We start from the raw sequence: 18,601 nt of genomic DNA, 5'->3' as shown, positions 1-18,601 counted from the left end.
CCCGGCGAGCGACCGCAAAATGCACGCTCCGCGGGGCGTGTTGGCGTACAAACACGGTCGCTCGGCAGAGGGAAATTACCTCAGCACCACGGCCGGGTCGCCGCGGCGGCGGTACACCGACCCGAACCGAGCGTCGATGCGCAGCCACGTCGGCAGCGCCCGTACCCGGACGATCTCGTCGGCGGCGACGGTTGCCGGGTCCAGCTGTTCCGACGACTGCGGCAGGAAACCCATTGCGGTCAAGGCGAATACGCAACGCATCGGGATGCCGACGCTCTCGTCGCCCGAGCTGACCGAAACCACTTCCTGATCCAGCAGCGACGCCGGCGGGCCGTGCGCGCTCGAGTGCTCCTTCGCCAGCGCGGTGCCGCGCTGCGCCAGTTCGAGCACCGCGCGCGCGGGCACGTCGTCGAGATGTACGAAGCCGGTTTCGGGCGGCAGCGCACCCCGCCATGCGGAATCCATGGGGAACCCTGGGTCGACGTAGCCGCTGCGGTCCATCGCGGTCAGCCCCGCCGACAGCGCGTCGGCGCCTGCGCTGAGGTCACCCGGCTTGACCCGCCCCTGCACGACCCGGCTGGCCAACACGTCGAAACCGGTTGCCACCCAGGCCACCACAAGGCCGCCGGCCCGCTCACGAAGACGGATGACCGCCGCCTCGTCCAGCCGCATCGCTCGCTCGGTGAACGTCGTCAAGTCCTCCCGATGCGTGGCATCGTCGAGCCAGATACCGCGTTCCGGTGCGGTCATCGAAGATAGCGCTGCAGGTACTCGCGCTGGGCAGGCGAAAGTCGCTGCAGCCGTTGCTCTTTGATGTGCACCGCGGCCAGCTGGGTCTCGGCGATCACCGCGGGCTTGGAATCGGGATCCTTGCGCACCGACCGAACCTCGTAACCGATCGTGAAGTCGACGGCCCGCACCCGCTTGGAGAACATCGTCACCTGCAACGGCGAATCCCGCAGCCGCAGCTGGCCCTTGTAGAGGATCTTCACCTCGTGGATCAGCAGACCGATCTCCTCGATCACCGCCTCGAATGGCTCACGCAGAAACGGGATCCTGGCCTCTTCGAGGATGGTGACCATCGTGGCGTGGTTGATGTGCTGGTACATGTCGATGTCGGACCACCGCACGTGCACCGGCGCTACAAAACCATTGCTGTCTGCTCTTCGCGCGAGACGCTCATCGCTCACCCAGTCGTTCCTGTTCCGCTCGTCCTGGTCATACTGCGCAACTGGCGCGCCGCGACCGACAGTGTCGCCAGGTCCAGGTCACCGCTTTCATAGATCTCGGCGAGGGTGCGCTGTGCCCGGCTCACGCGCGAACTGTTGGTGGTCTCCCACTCGGCGATCTTCTCCTCGCCGCTTTCCTCAGGCTCACCGACCGCCAGCACGTCGAAGCACAGCGCCCTGATCGATCCGTAGATGTCGTCGCGAATAGCCAAGCGGGCCAACGAATGCCAGCGGTCGTCGCGCTCGAGGCGCGACACCGCCGTCAGCAGTCCATCGGTGCCGAGACGGGCCATCAACGCGAAGTAGGTGTCGGCGACTTCGGCCGGGTCGCGGTCAATGATGTCAGCGATGTCGATCACGTCGAGCAGGCTGTACTGGTACAGCCCGGTCGCCACCATGTACGCCAAACCGTCGGGCACACCTTGCGAGCTGAACTCGCGGGCTTCCTTCTCCACGATCCCCTTGTCGTCGCCGCGCAACCACTCCGACATCCGCGGCGTCAGCACCCGGACCTTCTCGGCGAACCGGTTGATCTCGGCACCCACCGCCAACGGTTGCGGCCGGTAGTTGAGCAGCCACCGTGCCGCCCGGTCGATGAGCCGACGCAGATCCAGTGTCATGCGGTCGGATACGGCCACCGAGATGTCGGCGGCGCGGATCTGTCGCCACACCTCGCCGACCCGGAAGATCGCATTGGTGGCCACGTAACTGCGCACCGCGTCGACAGGACGGACCCCGACGTCCTCAGAAACGCGGTAGGTGTAGGTGATTCCGCTGGTGTCGACGAGGTCGTTGACCAGCATGGTGGTGACGATCTCCCGGCGCAGTTGGTGCTGCCGGATCTCGGCGGCGAACTGGTCGCGCAGGTTGTGCGGGAAGTACCACGGTAGCCGCGAGGCGAACACTTCCTGGTCGGGAAGTTCGCTGGCCAGCACCTCGTCCTTGAGCACCAGCTTCACATGTGCCATCAGGGTCGCGAGTTCGGGTGATGTCAAGCCCAGTCCTGCCTCGGTCCGACGGTGGATTTCCTTCTCCGACGGCAGCGCCTCGAGTTCGCGGTTGAGCCCGTGTTCTTTGACGAAGTCCTTGATCATCCGCGCGTGCACCGGAAGCAGGCTGGCGGCGTTGGCGCGACTGGTGCCCATCAGATCGTTCTGATCCTCGTTGTCGGTCAACACCAATCGGCCGACCTCGTCGGTCATCGACACCAGCAGTTGCGTGCGGTCCTCGGCGCGCACCTTGCCTGCGGTCACCAGCGAGTCGACCAGGATCTTGATGTTGACCTCGTGGTCAGAGCAGTCGACGCCGGCGGAGTTGTCCATCGCGTCGGTGTTGCAGCGCCCGCCCGCCAGGCAGAACTCGATGCGGCCCAATGAGGTGACGCCCAGGTTGCCGCCCTCGCCGATCACCTTGGCGCGCACCTGGTTTCCGTTGATGCGCACCGGATCGTTGGCGCGGTCGCCGACGTCGGCGTCCGACTCCGTCTCGGCCTTGATGTAGGTGCCGATGCCGCCGTTGAACAACAAGTCGGCCGGCGCCTTGAGAATCGCCTTGATCAGTGCCGGCGGCGTCAACTCGTCGATGTCGTCGGCGATGCCGAGCGCGGCGCGGGCCTGCGGGCTGATCGGGATCGACTTCTGCTCGCGGCTGTAAACCCCGCCGCCCTCGCTGATCAGCGACCGGTTGTAGTCGTCCCACGACGACCGCGGCAGCTCGAACATGCGCTTGCGCTCATCCCACGACGTCGCGGCGTCGGGGCTGGGATCGATGAAGACGTGCCGGTGGTCGAATGCGGCCAACAGCCGGATGTGTTTGGACAACAACATGCCGTTGCCGAACACGTCGCCGCTCATGTCGCCGATCCCGACGACGGTGAAGTCCTCGGTCTGGGTGTCGACGCCCATCTCGCGGAAGTGTCGCTTGACGGCCTCCCATGCGCCCTTGGCGGTGATGCCCATGGCCTTGTGGTCGTAGCCCACCGAACCACCGGAGGCGAACGCGTCGCCGAGCCAGAAGCCGTAGGACGCAGCCACCTCGTTGGCGATGTCGGAGAACGTCGCGGTGCCTTTGTCGGCGGCCACCACCAGGTAGGCGTCGTCACCGTCGCGGCGCACCACCTCGGTCGGGGTGACGACGTTGCCGGAAGACTTGTCGACGTTGTCGGTCACATCGAGCAGCCCCGCGATGAACAGCTTGTAGCAGGCGATGCCTTCGTTGCGGAATGCGTCGCGATCCTCGGTGGGCGGCGGATTCTTGACCACGAAGCCGCCCTTGGCGCCGACCGGCACGATCACGGCGTTCTTCACCGCCTGCGCCTTGACCAGGCCGAGGATCTCGGTGCGGAAGTCTTCCTTGCGGTCCGACCAGCGCAGCCCGCCGCGCGCCACGAACCCGAACCGCAGGTGCACGCCCTCCACCCGAGGGGAGTACACGAAGATCTCGAAGCGGGGCCGCGGTAACGGAAGTTCGTCGATGAGTCCGGGATTCAGCTTGACCGAGAACGCGTTCTGCGCGCGCGCCGAATCGGGATGGGTGACAAAGTAATTGGTGCGCAGCGTGGCTTGAATCATCGATGCGAACGCCCGCAGCACGCGGTCGGTGTCCAGGCTGACGAGGGCGTCGATGTCGGCGGCCACTGCCGCGGCGGCGGCCTGCGCGTCACGACGGCGGTTGTCGTCCGACGGCGCCGGGTCGAACAGCGCCTCGAACAGCTCGACCAACGACCGCGCGGTGCCCGCGTTGCCATTGATGACGCCTTCGATGTGGGACTGGCTGTACGGAAAACCTGCCTGCCGCAGGTACTTCGCGTACATCCGCAGCAGCGCGACCTGTTGCCAGGTCAGCCCGGCGCGCAGCACCAACTCGTTGAAGCGGTCGATCTCGGCGCGACCGTGCCAGATCGCGGTGACAGCATCGGCGAACCGGTCGGCCATGCTGGCACGTTCGGGGCCTTCGGCTTCCGTCGGGATGTCGGGGTGCGGCGACACCTTGAACTGGTAGATCCACACCTGCAACCCGTCGGGCCTGGCCACGGTGAACGGCCGCTCCTCGAGCACCACCACGCCCATGGACTGCAGCATCGGCAGCAGATGGCTCAGCGACGCCGACCGTCCGCCGAGATACCAGGTGAGCTGCGCGACGCCGTCCGCGCCCCGGTCGCCGAGCACCAGACGGACCGAGTTGTCTTGCAGCTCTTCGATGATCGCGATGTCGTTGATGGCGTCCCACGGCGCGACGGCCTGCTTGTACACCTCCTGGAAGGCCCCCGAATAGTGTTCGGCCATGGCCTGGGTGATCGAACCGGTTTTCACCGCGCCGATCAGCCGGTCGCCCCATGTCCGCGCGGCCTCGGTCAGCAGGTCCTGGATCCGGGACTCGTTCTCCAAAGAGACGTCGATGTCCTGCTTGCGGCGCCCTTCGGGCAGCCGGACGGTGAAATGCACCACCGCCCACGGCGATTCGCTGACCCGAGCGGCGTAGTCGATGCTGACCCCGCCCAGTTCGCGGACCAGGATGTCCTGCATCTCCAGCCGCACCGCCGTGGTGTACCGATCGCGGGGCAGATACACCAGGCACGACACGAAATGCGCGAGTTGGTCGGCGCGAAGGAACAGCAATGTGCGCCGTCGCGACCCGAGGTCGACCACCGCCATCGCCATGTCGAGGAGTTCCTTGGCCGACAACGCGAACAACTCCGAGCGCGGGATGGTCTGGATGATGTCCAGCAGCAACTGGCCGGGATGGCTGGGATCGCGGTGCGCTATCGCGAGCGCATCGTTGACCCGCCGCGAGATCAGCGGTATCTCGAGCACATTGGCGTTCATCGCGGCCACGGTGAACAGCCCGACGAACCGGTGCTCGATGACGGTGCCGCGCATGTTCTCGCGCACCACCACGATGTACGGGTAGGCGCCGTAGCGCAGGAAGCTCGGCATCGTGGCCTGCGCGAGCACCAGCAGATCGTCGTTGCCGGTGAGTTGCGGGAGCACGTCGGTGCGCAGTCGCAGCACCCCGAGACGGCTCGACGGGTCGACGGCGGACTGCCCGTTGCTGACCTGGCAGCGCTGATAGCCCAGCAGCACGAAATGGCCGTCGGCGAGCCAACGCAGCAGCGCGGCAACGTCTTTGCGGTCCGAGCTGGGGAACCTGCCCTGGGTGTCGGAGTCGAGTTCGGCGGCGAGGCTGATCAGCATCGCGGTCATCGACGTGGAATCCAGCGCCACTTGGCGGGCGTCGGCGAGCACGCTGGGCAGCAACCGTTTGACCTCGTCGATGATCTTGGGATCGCACGAGTCGGCCAGTTGCACGTGGATCCACGTCTCGTCGATGCCGTCGCCGAACGGCGCGTCGGACGCGGGTTCGATGGCCAGCAGGTCGCCGCTGGGACCCCGGCGCGCCCGGAACACCGGATTCATGATGGCCTTGTACGCCACCCCGAGTCGGTGCAGCAGCACCGTGACGGAGTCCATCAGCATCGACGCGTTGTCGGTGACGATCTGCAGCGCGGGCCCGAACCCCGCCGGGTCGTCCTCGCCGTACACCGCGACCCTGGTGTCGCCGAACGACCGGTGCGCGCCCAGCCGCAACTGCGCATCGATCATGGCGGGCGAGATCAGCGTGCTGACGGCCGCCCGCACCGGTGCGGTGACCGCCGAGTCGGCGCCCGGCGCGTCACCGTGTGGTCCCCGATACGTCGACATATAGGCCCGCGCCAACCTGGCGATGGTGTCCTGGCTCAGCGGCGGCGGCGCGGTGGATCCGCCGACGCCTGTGCCAGTCCCCGGGTTGACCGTCATCGCCGCTCCTGCCTACGCATACCAGCACCAGTGCATGTCGCCGCCAGAAGCGGCTCCGTGGCACGCAAAGGCGACACTAGTCTCGCGTGAGGCGGCGGTGGGTCACCCTGTGCGGACGGGCCGCATCGATACCAAGTCGTTCCACCTTGTTCTCTTCGTAGGCCGCGAAGTTGCCTTCGAACCAGAACCATTTGGCCTCGTTGTCGTCGTCGCCCTCCCACGCGAGGATGTGCGTGCAAGTCCGGTCGAGGAACCACCGGTCGTGAGAGATCACCACCGCGCATCCGGGGAAGTTCTCGAGCGCGTTCTCCAGCGAACTCAGCGTCTCCACGTCGAGGTCGTTGGTGGGCTCATCGAGCAGGATCAGGTTGCCGCCCTCCTTGAGGGTGAGCGCCAGGTTCAGCCGGTTGCGTTCACCGCCGGACAGCACCCCCGCCGGCTTCTGCTGGTCCGGGCCCTTGAATCCGAACGCCGAGACGTAGGCCCGCGACGGGATCTCGTTCTGGCCGACCTCGATGTAGTCGAGCTTGTCGGAGACGACCTCCCAAACCGTCTTGGTCGGGTCGATGCCCGCCCGGCTCTGGTCGACGTAGGACAGCTTGACGGTGTCGCCGATCCTGACCGTGCCGCTGTCGGGCGCTTCCAGGCCGACGATGGTCTTGAACAGCGTGGTCTTACCGACGCCGTTGGGACCGATCACGCCGACGATGCCGTTGCGGGGCAGCGTGAAGGACAGGTCCTTGATCAGCGTGCGGCCGCCGAAGCCCTTGTCGAGGTGCTCGACCTCGACCACCACATTGCCCAGCCGCGGACCGGTCGGGATCTGGATCTCCTCGAAGTCCAGCTTCCTGGTCTTCTCGGCCTCGGCCGCCATCTCCTCGTAACGCTGCAGACGGGCCTTGCTCTTGGCTTGGCGTGCCTTGACGCCGGAGCGGACCCACGCCAGCTCGTCCTTGAGCCGCTTCTGCAGCTTGGCGTCCTTGCGGCCCTGCACCGCGATGCGCTCGGCCTTCTTCTCCAGATACGTCGAGTAGTTGCCCTCGTAGGGGTATGCCCGGCCGCGGTCGAGTTCCAGAATCCACTCGGCGACGTTGTCCAGGAAGTACCGATCGTGGGTGACGGCCAGGATGGCGCCCTTGTACTCGGCCAGGTGCTGCTCGAGCCACTGCACACTCTCGGCGTCGAGGTGGTTGGTCGGCTCGTCGAGCAGCAGCAGATCGGGCTTGGACAGCAGCAGCTTGCACAGCGCGACGCGGCGCCGCTCGCCGCCGGACAGGTTGGTCACCGGTTCGTCGGGCGGCGGGCAGCGCAGCGCGTCCATCGCCTGCTCCAGCTGCGAGTCGAGGTCCCACGCGTCAGCGTGGTCCAGCTGCTCCTGCAGCCGGCCCATCTCCTCCATCAGCTCGTCGGAGTAGTCGGTGGCCATCAGTTCGGCCACCTCGTTGAAGCGGTCGAGCTTGACCTTGATGTCGCCGAGGCCCTCCTCGACGTTGCCGCGCACGGTTTTCTCCTCGTTCAGCGGCGGTTCCTGCTGCAGGATCCCGACGCTGGCGCCGGGGGCCAGCAGCGCATCGCCGTTGTTGGGAGTGTCCAGCCCGGCCATGATCCGCAAGACGCTCGACTTGCCTGCCCCGTTCGGGCCGACCACGCCGATCTTCGCGCCAGGAAGGAAGTTCAGGCTGACGTCGTCAAGGATCACCTTGTCGCCGTGCGCCTTGCGGACCTTCCGCATCGAATAGATGAATTCGGCCATTGCCGTTGATTTGCCTTTCGCGAGTCTTTGGTACTGCTCGCGGACCATCGTAGGCGTGGCCGAACGCGGCTATGCGGACAGAGGCATCGGCTTCTCCTCTTCGGCGTCGACCACCGCTTCCTCGGCCGACTCGTCCGCCGTCGGACCGTCGTCGCGCAGGGAAGGCGTCTTCTCGATGATGCGCACGATCGAGCGCGCCAGATCAGGCCCGACCGAGGTGGCGCGCATCTCGAGGTTCGACCGGCGGTTGCCGTCGCGATCGTCGTATTCGCTGGTGTAGACGTGTCCGACGACGATCACCGGATCACCCTTGCGCAGGGCCGCGCCGACGCCGGTGACCAGCTTGCCCCAGCAGTTGACGGTGACGAACAGCGAATTGCCAGGTTCCCAGTTGCCGTCGGCGGTCCGCCTGCGCGAATTGCTGGCCACCCGGAACTTGATGACCTCCTGGTCGCCGACCCTGCGGCCCTGCGGGTCGTTGACGATGTTGCCGACGATGGTGATGGGCGTCTCGAACATTGCTGATTCCTCTCGTTTCATCGAAAACTGCGACGCGCGTCGCACCACCATTGACCGCCGCGGCCCCGACACCGCGGCCCGAACCGGTCAGCGCACCGACTCCCCTGTGGATGAAGTGCGCGCTGTGGATCGATCGGCCTTAGGTTGATCGTCATGACGGTGTGGATCACACGCAGACCCGAGGCCGAGGTGGCGGCCGAGCTGGACCGGAGCCAGGGCGCGCTGGCGGGCCTGCGGCTCGCGGTCAAAGACAATGTCGACGCAGCCGGGCTGCCGACCACGGCCGCCTGCCCGGAGTTCGGCTATCAACCCGATCGGGACGCCCCCGTCGTCGCGGCGCTGCGGGCGGCGGGCGCGGTGGTGGTCGGCAAGACGAATCTCGACCAGTTCGCGACCGGTCTGGTCGGCACCCGGTCCCCGCACGGTGCGGTGCCCGACAGTCGCAGGCCCGAATACATCAGTGGGGGGTCGAGTTCGGGATCCGCTGTGGCGGTCGCATCCGGTCAGGCCGACATCGCCATCGGCACCGACACCGCGGGTTCGGGCCGGGTGCCCGCGGGCCTGCAGGGCATCGTCGGGATCAAGCCGACGCTGGGGGTGATCTCGACCGAGGGCGTCGTGCCCGCCTGCGAGTCATATGACTGCGTCACGATTTTCGCGGCCGAACTCGAGCTGGCCAGCCGCGCGATGGGCGTGATGGCCGCAGGCGCCAGTGACCGGCCGTGGCCCGCCGACGTCCGGTTGGCATCGCCGCCCAATCCCGTGGTCGCGGTTCCCGGTGAGCTTCCCGAATTGGACCGCGAGTGGCGCGCGGCGTTCGACGCGGCCGTCGCCGGGCTGTCGGAGGCGGGAGCGCGCATCGTCACCGTCGACATCGCGCCGTTCCTGGAGGCCGCCAAGCTGCTGTACGACGGCGCGTTGGTCAGCGAAAGATACGCCGCTGCGGGCGAATTCATCGACACACATCCCGCCGCCGCGCTGGATCCAACCGTGCGCCGCATCGTCACCGGGGCCCGCGACATCCCGGCGCACCGCCTGGTCCGCGACCGGCGTGAGGTTGAGCGGTTGCGCAAGGTGGCGATGGCCGAATTGGACGGCGTCGACGCACTGTTCGTGCCCACCGCACCTACGCATCCACGCATCGATGAAGTCGCCGCCGACCCGGTCGGCGCCAACTCACGGATGGGCACCTACACCAACTTCTGCAATCTGTTCGACCTGTGCGCGGTTTCTGTGCCCGCGGGCACCGCAGGGCAGGCGCAGTTCGGCGTCACGGTGTTAGCACGCGCATTCGAGGATGCGGTCGCATTGGACATCGCTGCGCTGGTGACTGGACAGCAAGCGCCAGAACAGGTTTGGCCGCTGGCCGCGGCGGACGCCGTCGAACTGGTGGTGTTCGGCGCGCATCTGGTGGGCGGGCCACTGGTGCATCAGCTCACCGACCTCGGCGCGCGTTGGGCGGGTGAGGTGACGACCGCCCCGCGCTATCGGATGTCGGTGCTGCCGACCGAGCCTGCCAAACCGGCGATCACGCGGGTGCCCGACGGTGCGCAGGGCGCGGCGTTACTGGGGCACCGGTGGCTGCTGTCCCCCGCCGCCCTCGGCCGGTTCCTGGCCGCGTTGCCCGCGCCGATGCAGCTGGGCAAGGTCGAATTCGACGACGGCACATGGCGAACCGCGTTCGGCTGCGACGGCGCCGCCGCTACCGGCAAAGACATCAGCGCGTACGGCAGCTGGCCGGCGGCGATCTCGGCGGGCGCAGTCTAGCCGCGTCGTCAGATCAGCTTCTGCCAGACCGACACGTGTCGTGTGCTCTCGTGCGTGAACGGCCTTGTGTCCCAGTCTTCCCAGCGCTCGACCAGAGACATGCCTGCGATGCGCGCCATCAGGTCCAGTTCGGCGGGCCACACGTAGCGAAACGGCATCGAGCGCAGCTTGACTGCGCCGCCGATGTCGTCGACGTAGTTGGACGTCATCGACTGTGTCGCACAGTCATAGAGATCGTAGGCCCAGTAATCGTCGCCGACGTCGAACGGGACGGCGCGTTGCCCCGGCGGCAGCAGTCGTAGCGCAGGGAGGCCGACCTCGACGACGAAGCTGCCGCCTGGTCGCAGGTGTTCGGCGGCGTTGATGAAACACGCGACCTGCGCGTCTTGGGTGGTGAGGTTGCCGATGGTGTTGAACACCAGGTAAGTCAACGAGAACTCGCCGGGCACACGGGTATCGGCGAAGTCGCCGATCGTCACCTCTATCCCGGCTGCGCCGGGCTTTTCCCGCAAACGGGCGACCATCGCCTTCGACATGTCGATGCCGTGCACCTCGACGCCCCGCCCCGCGAGCGGAAGGGCGATGCGACCGGTCCCGATGCCGAACTCGAGAGCTCTACCGTCGCCGGCGAGTTCGGCAAGCACGTCAACGATGCGGTCGATGACGGCTTGGTCGTGCATGCCCGACGTCGCGGCGTCATAGGTGGCGGCGACCTCTTCGTCGAAGAACCCGTCGTCGGTGGTCACGTCGAACGGCTGTCCCGCTTGGCCAACTCCGACAGCATCGCGTTGTACGCGGTCAATTCCGCGTCGTCGTCCCGGTCGGCGGCCCGGTCCAGGCGTTTGGCGGTGCGTTGGTCGCTGCGCCGCCACTGGATCAGCAGCGCGATCATCACCAGAACCAGCGGGATTTCGCCTGCCGCCCAGGCGATTCCGCCGCCCAGTCGCTGATCGCCGATGAGGTCGGTGTGCCAGCTCAACGCCAGCGATCGGTAGAACGACGCGCCGAGCACGGTCTGCATCCCCATCAGCACCACACCGAAGAACGCGTGCAACGGCAGCGACGCGAACACCATCGCGACCTTGCCGAGTTGCGGTATCTGTCGCGGCGTCGGATCGACACCGATGACCACCCAGTAGAACAGGTATCCGCTGAGTAGGAAGTGCACATTCATCAGCACGTGCGCGGCATGGTTGCTCACCGCGGCATCGAAGATCCCGCCGAAGTAGAGGGCATAGAACCCGGCGACGAACACCACAGTGGCCACGACCGGATGGGTGAGAAACCGCGACACCCGCGAATGCAGCGCCGCCAGCAGCCATTCCCGCAGCCCAGGCGGCTGCCCGCGGCCTGCGGTCGGCAGTGCCCGCAGCGCCAGCGTCACCGGCGCGCCGAGCACCAGAAGCACCGGCACCAACATCGACAGCATCATGTGCGCCACCATGTGCATCGAGAACATCGCGGGCATGTAGCGGCCCAGCCCCGAGGACGTGGTGAACAGCAGCGCCGCGCAACCGCACAGCCACGCCACCGTGCGTCCGGTCGGCCAGGCGTCGCCGCGAAGCCGCAGCCGGCGCACCCAGAACAGATACAGGGCGGCCATCACGATCGCCGCGGTGCCGAAAATCAGGTCGAAACGCCAGTCGAACAGCACCCGCGCAACCGTCGGCGGCCCGTCGAAGCCGTACCCAATGGCCAGTTCGACGGGGCTCGGCTCGTACAGCAACGGCGGCGGTGGCGTGCGGCCCAGCCCAACCGCAATGCCGAACGTCGCACCGAACACGGCCGCCTCGATCAGAGCCAGTCGCAGCAACGGCCCGCGCGCCTGCGGATCGGACTGAAGCGCCGCCACCCCGCTGCGCCGCTGCCGCCATCCGATGAGACCAAGCACACACAACGCGACGACCTTGCCCACCACCAGCCAGCCGTAGCGGGTGTCGAACAGGTCTGCCGGCTGCATCCGCACCAGCGCGTTGATGACACCGCTGACTGCCATTGCCACGAAGCACCACAGCGCCAGCGCCGAGAACCGCCTGGCCGCCAGATCCGCATGCTGGCCGGACCGCAGCGCGTGGGCCAACAAGGCCAACAGGCCACCGGCCCACAGTGCGCCCGCGACCAGGTGGATCATCAGGCTGTTGGTGGCCAGATCGTGCGCCCCGCCCGCCGACGAGTGACCCGTCAGGCCCAGCGGCACCAGCGACACCAGCGCGCCGGCCAACAGCACCGGTGTCCACGCCCACCGCAGCACCGGAAGGCTGGCCAGCGTGACGGCGGCCGCGATGAACGCGGTCCAGCGCCACGCCGTCGCGGTGTCGACGAGGCTCGCCGCCGACCAGATGGCCATCGGATTGAGGTTTTCGCTGACGGGGTGCCCGGAGACATCCGACACCGTCAACGGCACGAGTAACGCCGCGCACACCGCCCAGACCGCCGAGGACGCCGTGCCCAGCCGCAGCGCCCGATAACCTGCGGCGTCGAGCACACCGTTGGGCTGCGGCGGCACCAAAAACGTCGCGAACAGGAACGATCCCACCGCCAGCACCGCGGCGATCTCCGCGGCCGCCCGCACGAACGGGAGGCCGTAGGTGGTCGCGGGCCCAGGGTCCGGCAGCCCGGTGGCGGCCAGCGCGTCGGCCAGCGACAGCGCTCCGATGCCCGCGGCGACGGCCCCGGCCAGCACCCCGACGCCGAGCAGCACAGGCCATACCGCGCTGCTGCGCACGCTGGAGGTCACGGTGGTCACCTGACCAGCGTATGGCGTCCCGCTGGGTGACCTACGCGGGCTCGTTGCGCAGCGCCCGTCGCGCCTTCTCGCGCGCATAGAACTGTTGGCGCGCGACCCGCTCGACAGCGTCCATGTCGGCCAGGATGCCGCGCAGTTCGTCGCGGAACGCCGCACGTCGCTGGTCGAGATCGGCGGCGGGCTCGAGCAGATGCTGATCGGCGGCGACCTGACGAGCGGTGGCGAACAGCAGCGCCGACACCGATTCGTTGCTGCGTACCCGGTTCTGTGCGACGTACTGGTTGCCCAGGCCCAGAGCGCGCTTGGTCAGTTCCTTTTCGTCGATTTCGGCGGGCGCGTCGCGCAGCACGTCGGCGACGATCTTGTACGCCTCGAAGAACGGCCGCAGCATGGCGCCCGCCATCAGCGGGGATTTGGCCCGCAGCAGGTCCTCGACCTGCTGCTCACCCGCCGACACCTGCTCCTGCCAGCCGTCCTGCCAGGACAGCTCCTCGGCGACGTGTTCACGGAACGCCGCGGAGTCGGCGAAGTAGAAGTCGAACTTGAGCAGATCGCGCAACCGCATCACCTGCGACCAGAACGCTTCCAGCCGGTCGGATTCGGCACGGCCTGCGTGCACGAGCGCCAGCTCCACCAACGACGTCTCCAGGAATGCGTCGACGAGTGTGTTGCGGTAGAACGCCGCTTCGTGTTCGTCCTCGGGAGCGATTCGCCATACCGGCTCGCTGCCCCCTTCGACGCAGGTGACGGGGTGACGGTTGGACAGCGCGTCGAGCGCGGCCCGAACACCTTCCTCCGTGCGTAACCGCAACGCGCTGTTGGTCATCGGTGTCTGCTTGCGCTCGAGGTAATCCAGCGACGGCTGCAGCGTGTGGTGAATCTGGCTGAGTGTCAACGCGATTCCGCGCGTGGTGAGCAGCAGCGCCGAGACCAGCGCCGTCGCATTGACCGGGGTCGCCCGAAGGATCCGCCACGACACCTCGAACGCCATCTTCTGCAGCGCAAGGCGTTTGGCCGCCTCGTCGGTGGTCATCGGGCCGTAGGGTTCGCCGAGGTACTCCCGCATCGACACGGCCTCGGGGAAGCGGACGTAGATCTTGCCGTAATTGCGTTCCCCCTGCGCCTTGATGAAGTTGTACATCCAGGAGAGGCTTTCGGGTGTCTTTTCACCGCCACGCGCATACGCCGCGTATTCCGCGGTCTCGTGCAACTGGTCGAAGCTGATCGACACCGGTTGCAGCAGGATGTCGTCGCTGCGGCCATCCAGGTAGGCGTCGGCGACGTAGGCGAGCAGACCGAGCTTGGGCGGCAACATCTTTCCGGTGCGGGACCGGGTGCCCTCGATCGACCAGCTCAGGTTGAAACGCTTTTCGACGATGTAGCCGACGAATTGCCGCAGCACGTATTTGTACAACGGATCGTCAAGTTTGCGGCGCAGGAAGATAACGCCGGAGTGGCGCATCAACGGGCCCATGAAACCGAACGACAGGTTGATGCCGGCGAAGGTGTGCACCGGCGGCAGCCGGTTCTCCTGCATGGCCACCGGAACGATCACACCGTCGAGATAGGAGCGGTGCGAGAACAACAGCACGGCCGGATGGTGTTCCAGCCCGCGTCGCATGGCTTCGACTTCGCTGCGGTCGTAGTCGATGTTCGGGTCGAAACCGCGGCTGAAGATGGCGCGGCCAAGGGACGGAATGAGGTCCACCGAGAAGCGGCTCCAGCCGGTGGACAGCTCGTCGAGCATCTCGCCGGCCTTCTCCACCGTCGCGCCGGGGATTTTCTCGAGGCCATCGCGGAATCGGGCCGACGTCAGCAGTTCGGGTTTGATCAGCCGCGGCGACTTGTATTCGGGGCCGAGCAGGCGCAGTTCCACGCGTTCGATCGCCAGGATCGCGCGTCGAATCACGAACCGTGCGAATTCCCTGGGGTTTTCGGCGACAGTGGTCTCATTCCACTGCTGACGCAGTTCGGACACCTTGGCCGGTTCACCGGCGACCACCCTGGCGCGGGACGGGTCCTTTTTCAGGATCCGCTTCTGCAGCACCTCGGGCGGGCGGTACGTATCGCGACCGGACAGAAACGCCACCACTTTCGAGCGCGTCGGCAGCCCGGCGGGCACCCAGAACACCCGCACCGGGACGACCGACCGATCCTCGTCAGCCTCGAGTTCCTCGACGAGCCGGGCCAACGCGCCCGGCGAGGGTTCCCCATCCGCGGGGAGCCGCAACACGTCGACCTTGGAATCGGGATGCTCAAGTCGCTGGCGAGCCAGCCAATCCTCGAGCAACTCCTCTTCAGCGGGTGAGGACACCGACGCGAGCACCAACGAGTCGTCGGTGGCGGTGAACGGTGCGAAGTGGTCGGCGGAGACTTTCACGGGCGACCTTCCGCGGCAGCGTTTTTGGCCGCCTTCTTGGCCGGCTGCTTCGTGGCGGCCTTGGTCGCCGTCTTCTTCGCCGCCGCCTTCTTCGCCGTAGCCTTCTTAGCTGCTTTCTTGGCCGCCTTCTTCGCAGGCGCCTTCGTGCGCTCGTACAGATCCGGGACCGGAAGCTCGTCGTGCGGCCAATCCTTGAGCGTGTCCAGATACAGCTGACGGACTTCGGCGATGCGCTCGGGGAGGTTCTCGTGGGTCCAGTCGTCGACCGGGATCGGTGGGTACACCACGACGTCGACGGTGCCCGGGTTGAAGGTGCTCGAGTCGCGGGCAGCGATCACCTCGGCGTTGCGAATCACGATGGGCACGATGGGAATTCCGGCCGACATGGCGATCCGGAACGGACCCCTCTTGAACTCACCCACCTCGGTGGTGTCCAACCGAGTGCCCTCGGGTGCGATGAGGATCGACAGTCCCTTGCGGGCCAGTTCCTCGACCTTCTTCAACCCTTCGACAGCCTTCTTGGGGTCGTCTCGGTCGATGAACGCGGCGTCCATGATCTTGCCCATGGTGCCGACGATCGGGTCGCTCTCGAGTTCCTTCTTGCCCACCGACGTGAAGTTGTCGTTCACCAGGCGACCGGCGATCAGCGGATCGGCCTGGTTGCGGTGATTGAAGATGAACACCGCGGGCCGCTGGGCGGTCAGGTTCTCCTTGCCCAGCACGTTGAGGTTGATCCCGATGATGTCGAGCAGCGTCCGCCCGAACGTCGACGTGAAGAAGTTCACGCCGGTGCGCCTGTTGCGGGTCAGCAGTCCCAGACCGAGCGCACCCGCCGCGATCGGCACCATCGACGCGATGCCTGCAGCCGTACGCAGCTGCGAAACCGGGCTGCTCCCACTGCGACTCGTGAAGCGCAGCACCGGCCACCCGCGTTTGGCCGCGACGGCGGCGAGCTTGCCCGCGGGGTTGGTCGGCCGCGGATTGCCGACCAGATACATCAGCGCAACGTCTTCGTCGCCGTCGGCGTAGAAGTAGCTCTTCGACAGGTCCACGCCGTTCTTGGCGGCGAAAGCCTGGACCGCCCTTGCCTTTCCGGGCCCCCAGATGATCGGCGTGAGCACTTCACCGGTGAGCCTGCCGTGCTCGTCGGTCTCGAACTTGTTGCTCAGCACGTTCTTGATGCCGAGGAACCGCGCCACCGGCTCCACCTGAACGGTCAGCGCCGACGAGCTGAGCACCACGGTGTGGTCCCTCGCCATGTGAGCACGGACCAGCTCCCGCATTTCGGGATAGATGCGGCTGACGATCTTCTGTACGAACAGCCGCTCGGCCAATTCGTCGATGTCGTCGAGGGAACTGCCGCGCAGCATGCGGGCGCCCTTGCCGATCAAGTCCTCGAACTCGGACCGGCCCAGTTGATGGTTCAGCCCCGCCTGCACCATGCCGATGAACTCGCCGACCGACATCTGCCGCCTGCGCAGCCGGTCCTGGGTCATGATGACGCCGGTGAACCCGGCCACCAGCGTGCCGTCCAAATCGAAGAAGGCGCCGACCTCGGGTCCCTCGGGGCTGGCCTGGATCTCGGCGACCGATCCGGGCAGCCGCATGGTTCGTGTGTTGGGCTGACCGTTGGCCGAAGTCATTGCGCCGCACTTCCATTCGGTGACACGGGACTCGGCTCATGGGCGTCGACGGTGAACGTTGCCGGCACGGCGCGGCCGTCGCCACCGAGCGCAAGCACCTCGTCGAAACCTGCGAGCAGGCACCGTGCCCACAGGTCGGGGTCGACGATCGACGCCCGGTCATAGCGGGTGCTCACGGTGCAATAGCCGGCCCGCGAGATCAGCACGACCATCATCGCCACGCCCGGCAGCGGGCCGATACCGTACTGGCGCAACACCTTCGCGCCCGCGATGAACGTGTCGCCTGCATAGACGGGCACGTTGCTGGCTTGCACATCGGAGTTGACGATCGAACCGGCCATCGACTCGAGCACCGAATCCGGCATCAGCGTGAGCACGGGGGCGATCGCACCGACCATGTCGATCGCGCGTTCTTCGCGCTTACGGGTCATCTGGGACCGGATGTTCTTCATCCGCGCTCCGGGGTCCTGCAGGCCGATGGGGGCGGCCAGGTTGACACCGGCAAATCGGTTGCCACCGGCGGGATCCGCTTCGGAGCGAAGGTTGACCGGCACCGCCATCGGCAGCGCGTCGATCGGCACGCCCTTGGCCTCGTGATAGAGACGCAGGGCGCCGCAGAGCCCGGCCAGATAGGCGTCGTTGATTGAGCCGCCGCCGGCCTTGGCGGCTTTGTGCAAGGCCCCGAACTCGATGTCGATGGCGTCGCTGCGCGACGAGAGGCTGCGGCGTCGCAGCACCGGCGACGGCGGGGCGACCGGGCCGACGACGCGCGCACCGGACATCGCGTACTCGACGACGTCGCCCATTCGCGATATCGGGTCGCGGACCATCTCGCCGACCACGTGCGCGGCGCCGAACAGCACGCCGCGGACCCGGCCGGCGATGGTGCCGGGCAGCCGGTTAAGGCCTTGTCGCATCAGGTCATTGGGTGACAGGTCCTGCGGCACCGGCAGTGGTGGCGGCGGCTGTTTCGGCGGGTCGCGTTCGAGGTCGTAGAGGTTGGCGAACATCTCGACGCCGCCGACACCGTCGGTGACGGCGTGGCTGAGGTGCACCAGTTGCGCGGCGCGGCCACCCTCGAGGCCTTCGACCAGCGTTGCCGTCCACAGCGGCCGCGAGATGTCCAGCGGCGACTGCGCGGCGATCTCGGCCAGGTCGAATACCTCGCGCATGGTGCCCGGTTGGGGTACCCGCATCCGTCGCACATGGAAGTCGAGGTTGAAATCGGGGTCGACGACCCACCGCGGCGCCACGGTCGGCAGCGTCGGCATCACGACCTTCTGCCGCAGCCGCAACACCTTGCGTGACGCGTGCTCGAACCGAGCCCGGTAGGTGTCCCAGTCCGGGGTGGTGTCGAGCAACTCGATGGTCAAGATGCCGGACCGGGTACGGGGGTGAGCCTCGCCGCGATGCAGTATCTGGTCGAACGGGCTGAGTTCCTCCGGAAGACCGTCCGCGTCAAGATCCGGCACGTCACTCATGCTCGTCGCTCCCCTCCTTCACGCCGATGTGCTGCCACCACGCTAGTCCGCCGCCCGTCGGCACGCTGTGCGTTTATACCTGTTGCGGACGCGGGGTTCCCGGTGGCCGGGCGATACACTCACCGCGCTGCCCCCGTAGCTCAGCGGACAGAGCAGCCGCCTTCTAAGCGGTAGGTCGCAGGTTCAAGTCCTGCCGGGGGTGCTCCATTACTGTATGACGTCGGTTGATGCTTGACGTTTCGGCTCCGGTTGATGGCTGACAGTGTTTCGGCTGATGCTTTACACCT

Annotated in this window: 11 protein-coding genes and 1 tRNA gene; 2 read left to right on the top strand and 10 right to left on the bottom strand. The window is 66.9% G+C overall.

Features of this window, described 5'->3' with window-relative positions; genetic code table 11:
• Window positions 1-75 precede the first annotated feature (75 nt).
• The 5 genes from A5724_RS20070 to A5724_RS20050 form a co-directional block, all read right to left on the bottom strand.
• Entirely contained in the window at window positions 76-750 is a 675-nt protein-coding gene (locus A5724_RS20070; RefSeq protein WP_067805986.1) for a hypothetical protein, read from the bottom strand.
• Window positions 747-1,190 carry a thioesterase family protein gene (locus tag A5724_RS20065; RefSeq protein ID WP_082965154.1) on the bottom strand — a complete coding sequence of 148 codons (444 nt, stop codon included), beginning with the start codon at window positions 1,188-1,190 and terminating at the stop codon, window positions 747-749. The genes A5724_RS20070 and A5724_RS20065 overlap by 4 nt, the downstream gene beginning before the upstream one ends.
• Complete coding sequence (locus A5724_RS20060) at window positions 1,187-6,025, bottom strand: NAD-glutamate dehydrogenase (RefSeq protein ID WP_067805984.1); 4,839 nt, start codon at window positions 6,023-6,025, stop codon at window positions 1,187-1,189. Before A5724_RS20060 ends, A5724_RS20065 begins: the two co-directional genes overlap by 4 nt.
• A gap of 76 nt (window positions 6,026-6,101) precedes the next feature.
• Complete coding sequence (gene ettA, locus A5724_RS20055) at window positions 6,102-7,778, bottom strand: energy-dependent translational throttle protein EttA (RefSeq protein WP_067805981.1); 1,677 nt, start codon at window positions 7,776-7,778, stop codon at window positions 6,102-6,104.
• Between the two features lie 69 nt (window positions 7,779-7,847).
• Window positions 7,848-8,297, bottom strand: a complete 450-nt coding sequence (locus tag A5724_RS20050; protein WP_067805978.1) for a single-stranded DNA-binding protein — start codon at window positions 8,295-8,297, stop codon at window positions 7,848-7,850.
• A gap of 153 nt (window positions 8,298-8,450) precedes the next feature.
• Between A5724_RS20050 and atzF the strand changes: the two genes are divergently transcribed.
• Entirely contained in the window at window positions 8,451-10,064 is a 1,614-nt protein-coding gene (gene atzF / locus A5724_RS20045) for an allophanate hydrolase (protein WP_067805976.1), read from the top strand.
• Between the two features lie 8 nt (window positions 10,065-10,072).
• Here atzF and A5724_RS20040 read toward each other — a convergent pair whose 3' ends face one another.
• From A5724_RS20040 to A5724_RS20020, 5 genes are read right to left on the bottom strand one after another with little or no spacing between them, the layout of a single operon-like run.
• Window positions 10,073-10,810: a class I SAM-dependent methyltransferase gene (locus tag A5724_RS20040; RefSeq protein ID WP_067805973.1), complete on the bottom strand. Its 738-nt coding sequence runs from the start codon at window positions 10,808-10,810 to the stop codon at window positions 10,073-10,075.
• Window positions 10,807-12,810 carry a cytochrome c oxidase assembly protein gene (locus A5724_RS20035; protein WP_067805969.1) on the bottom strand — a complete coding sequence of 668 codons (2,004 nt, stop codon included), beginning with the start codon at window positions 12,808-12,810 and terminating at the stop codon, window positions 10,807-10,809. The genes A5724_RS20040 and A5724_RS20035 overlap by 4 nt, the downstream gene beginning before the upstream one ends.
• A gap of 31 nt (window positions 12,811-12,841) precedes the next feature.
• The gene (locus A5724_RS20030; RefSeq protein WP_067805966.1) at window positions 12,842-15,190 is read right to left on the bottom strand and encodes a glycerol-3-phosphate 1-O-acyltransferase; all 2,349 of its coding nucleotides are present in this window, start codon (window positions 15,188-15,190) and stop codon (window positions 12,842-12,844) included.
• Window positions 15,187-16,833, bottom strand: a complete 1,647-nt coding sequence (locus tag A5724_RS20025; RefSeq protein ID WP_067805963.1) for an HAD-IB family hydrolase/lysophospholipid acyltransferase family protein — start codon at window positions 16,831-16,833, stop codon at window positions 15,187-15,189. The genes A5724_RS20030 and A5724_RS20025 overlap by 4 nt, the downstream gene beginning before the upstream one ends.
• Window positions 16,830-18,314 (bottom strand): wax ester/triacylglycerol synthase family O-acyltransferase, encoded by a 1,485-nt coding sequence (locus A5724_RS20020; protein WP_067805959.1) that lies wholly within the window; start codon window positions 18,312-18,314, stop codon window positions 16,830-16,832. The genes A5724_RS20025 and A5724_RS20020 overlap by 4 nt, the downstream gene beginning before the upstream one ends.
• Window positions 18,315-18,443: 129 nt before the next feature.
• On the opposite strand from A5724_RS20020, the gene A5724_RS20015 reads away from it, so the two are divergent.
• Window positions 18,444-18,516, top strand: a tRNA-Arg gene (locus A5724_RS20015).
• Window positions 18,517-18,601: the final 85 nt, after the last annotated feature.

Origin of the sequence: Mycobacterium sp. ACS1612 (assembly GCF_001667505.1) — a bacterium.
Taxonomy (GTDB): Bacteria; Actinomycetota; Actinomycetes; order Mycobacteriales; family Mycobacteriaceae; genus Mycobacterium.
Note: the sequence above shows the minus strand (reverse complement) of the source record. Positions and strands in the feature narration are given on the sequence as shown.

Coding starts and splice junctions, on each gene's coding strand:
- A5724_RS20070 (WP_067805986.1), bottom strand. CDS start 750: ATGACCGCACCGGAACGCGGTATCTGGCTCGACGATGCCACGCATCGG.
- A5724_RS20060 (WP_067805984.1), bottom strand. CDS start 6,025: ATGACGGTCAACCCGGGGACTGGCACAGGCGTCGGCGGATCCACCGCG.
- ettA (WP_067805981.1), bottom strand. CDS start 7,778: ATGGCCGAATTCATCTATTCGATGCGGAAGGTCCGCAAGGCGCACGGC.
- A5724_RS20050 (WP_067805978.1), bottom strand. CDS start 8,297: ATGTTCGAGACGCCCATCACCATCGTCGGCAACATCGTCAACGACCCG.
- atzF (WP_067805976.1), top strand. CDS start 8,451: ATGACGGTGTGGATCACACGCAGACCCGAGGCCGAGGTGGCGGCCGAG.
- A5724_RS20025 (WP_067805963.1), bottom strand. CDS start 16,833: ATGACTTCGGCCAACGGTCAGCCCAACACACGAACCATGCGGCTGCCC.
- A5724_RS20020 (WP_067805959.1), bottom strand. CDS start 18,314: ATGAGTGACGTGCCGGATCTTGACGCGGACGGTCTTCCGGAGGAACTC.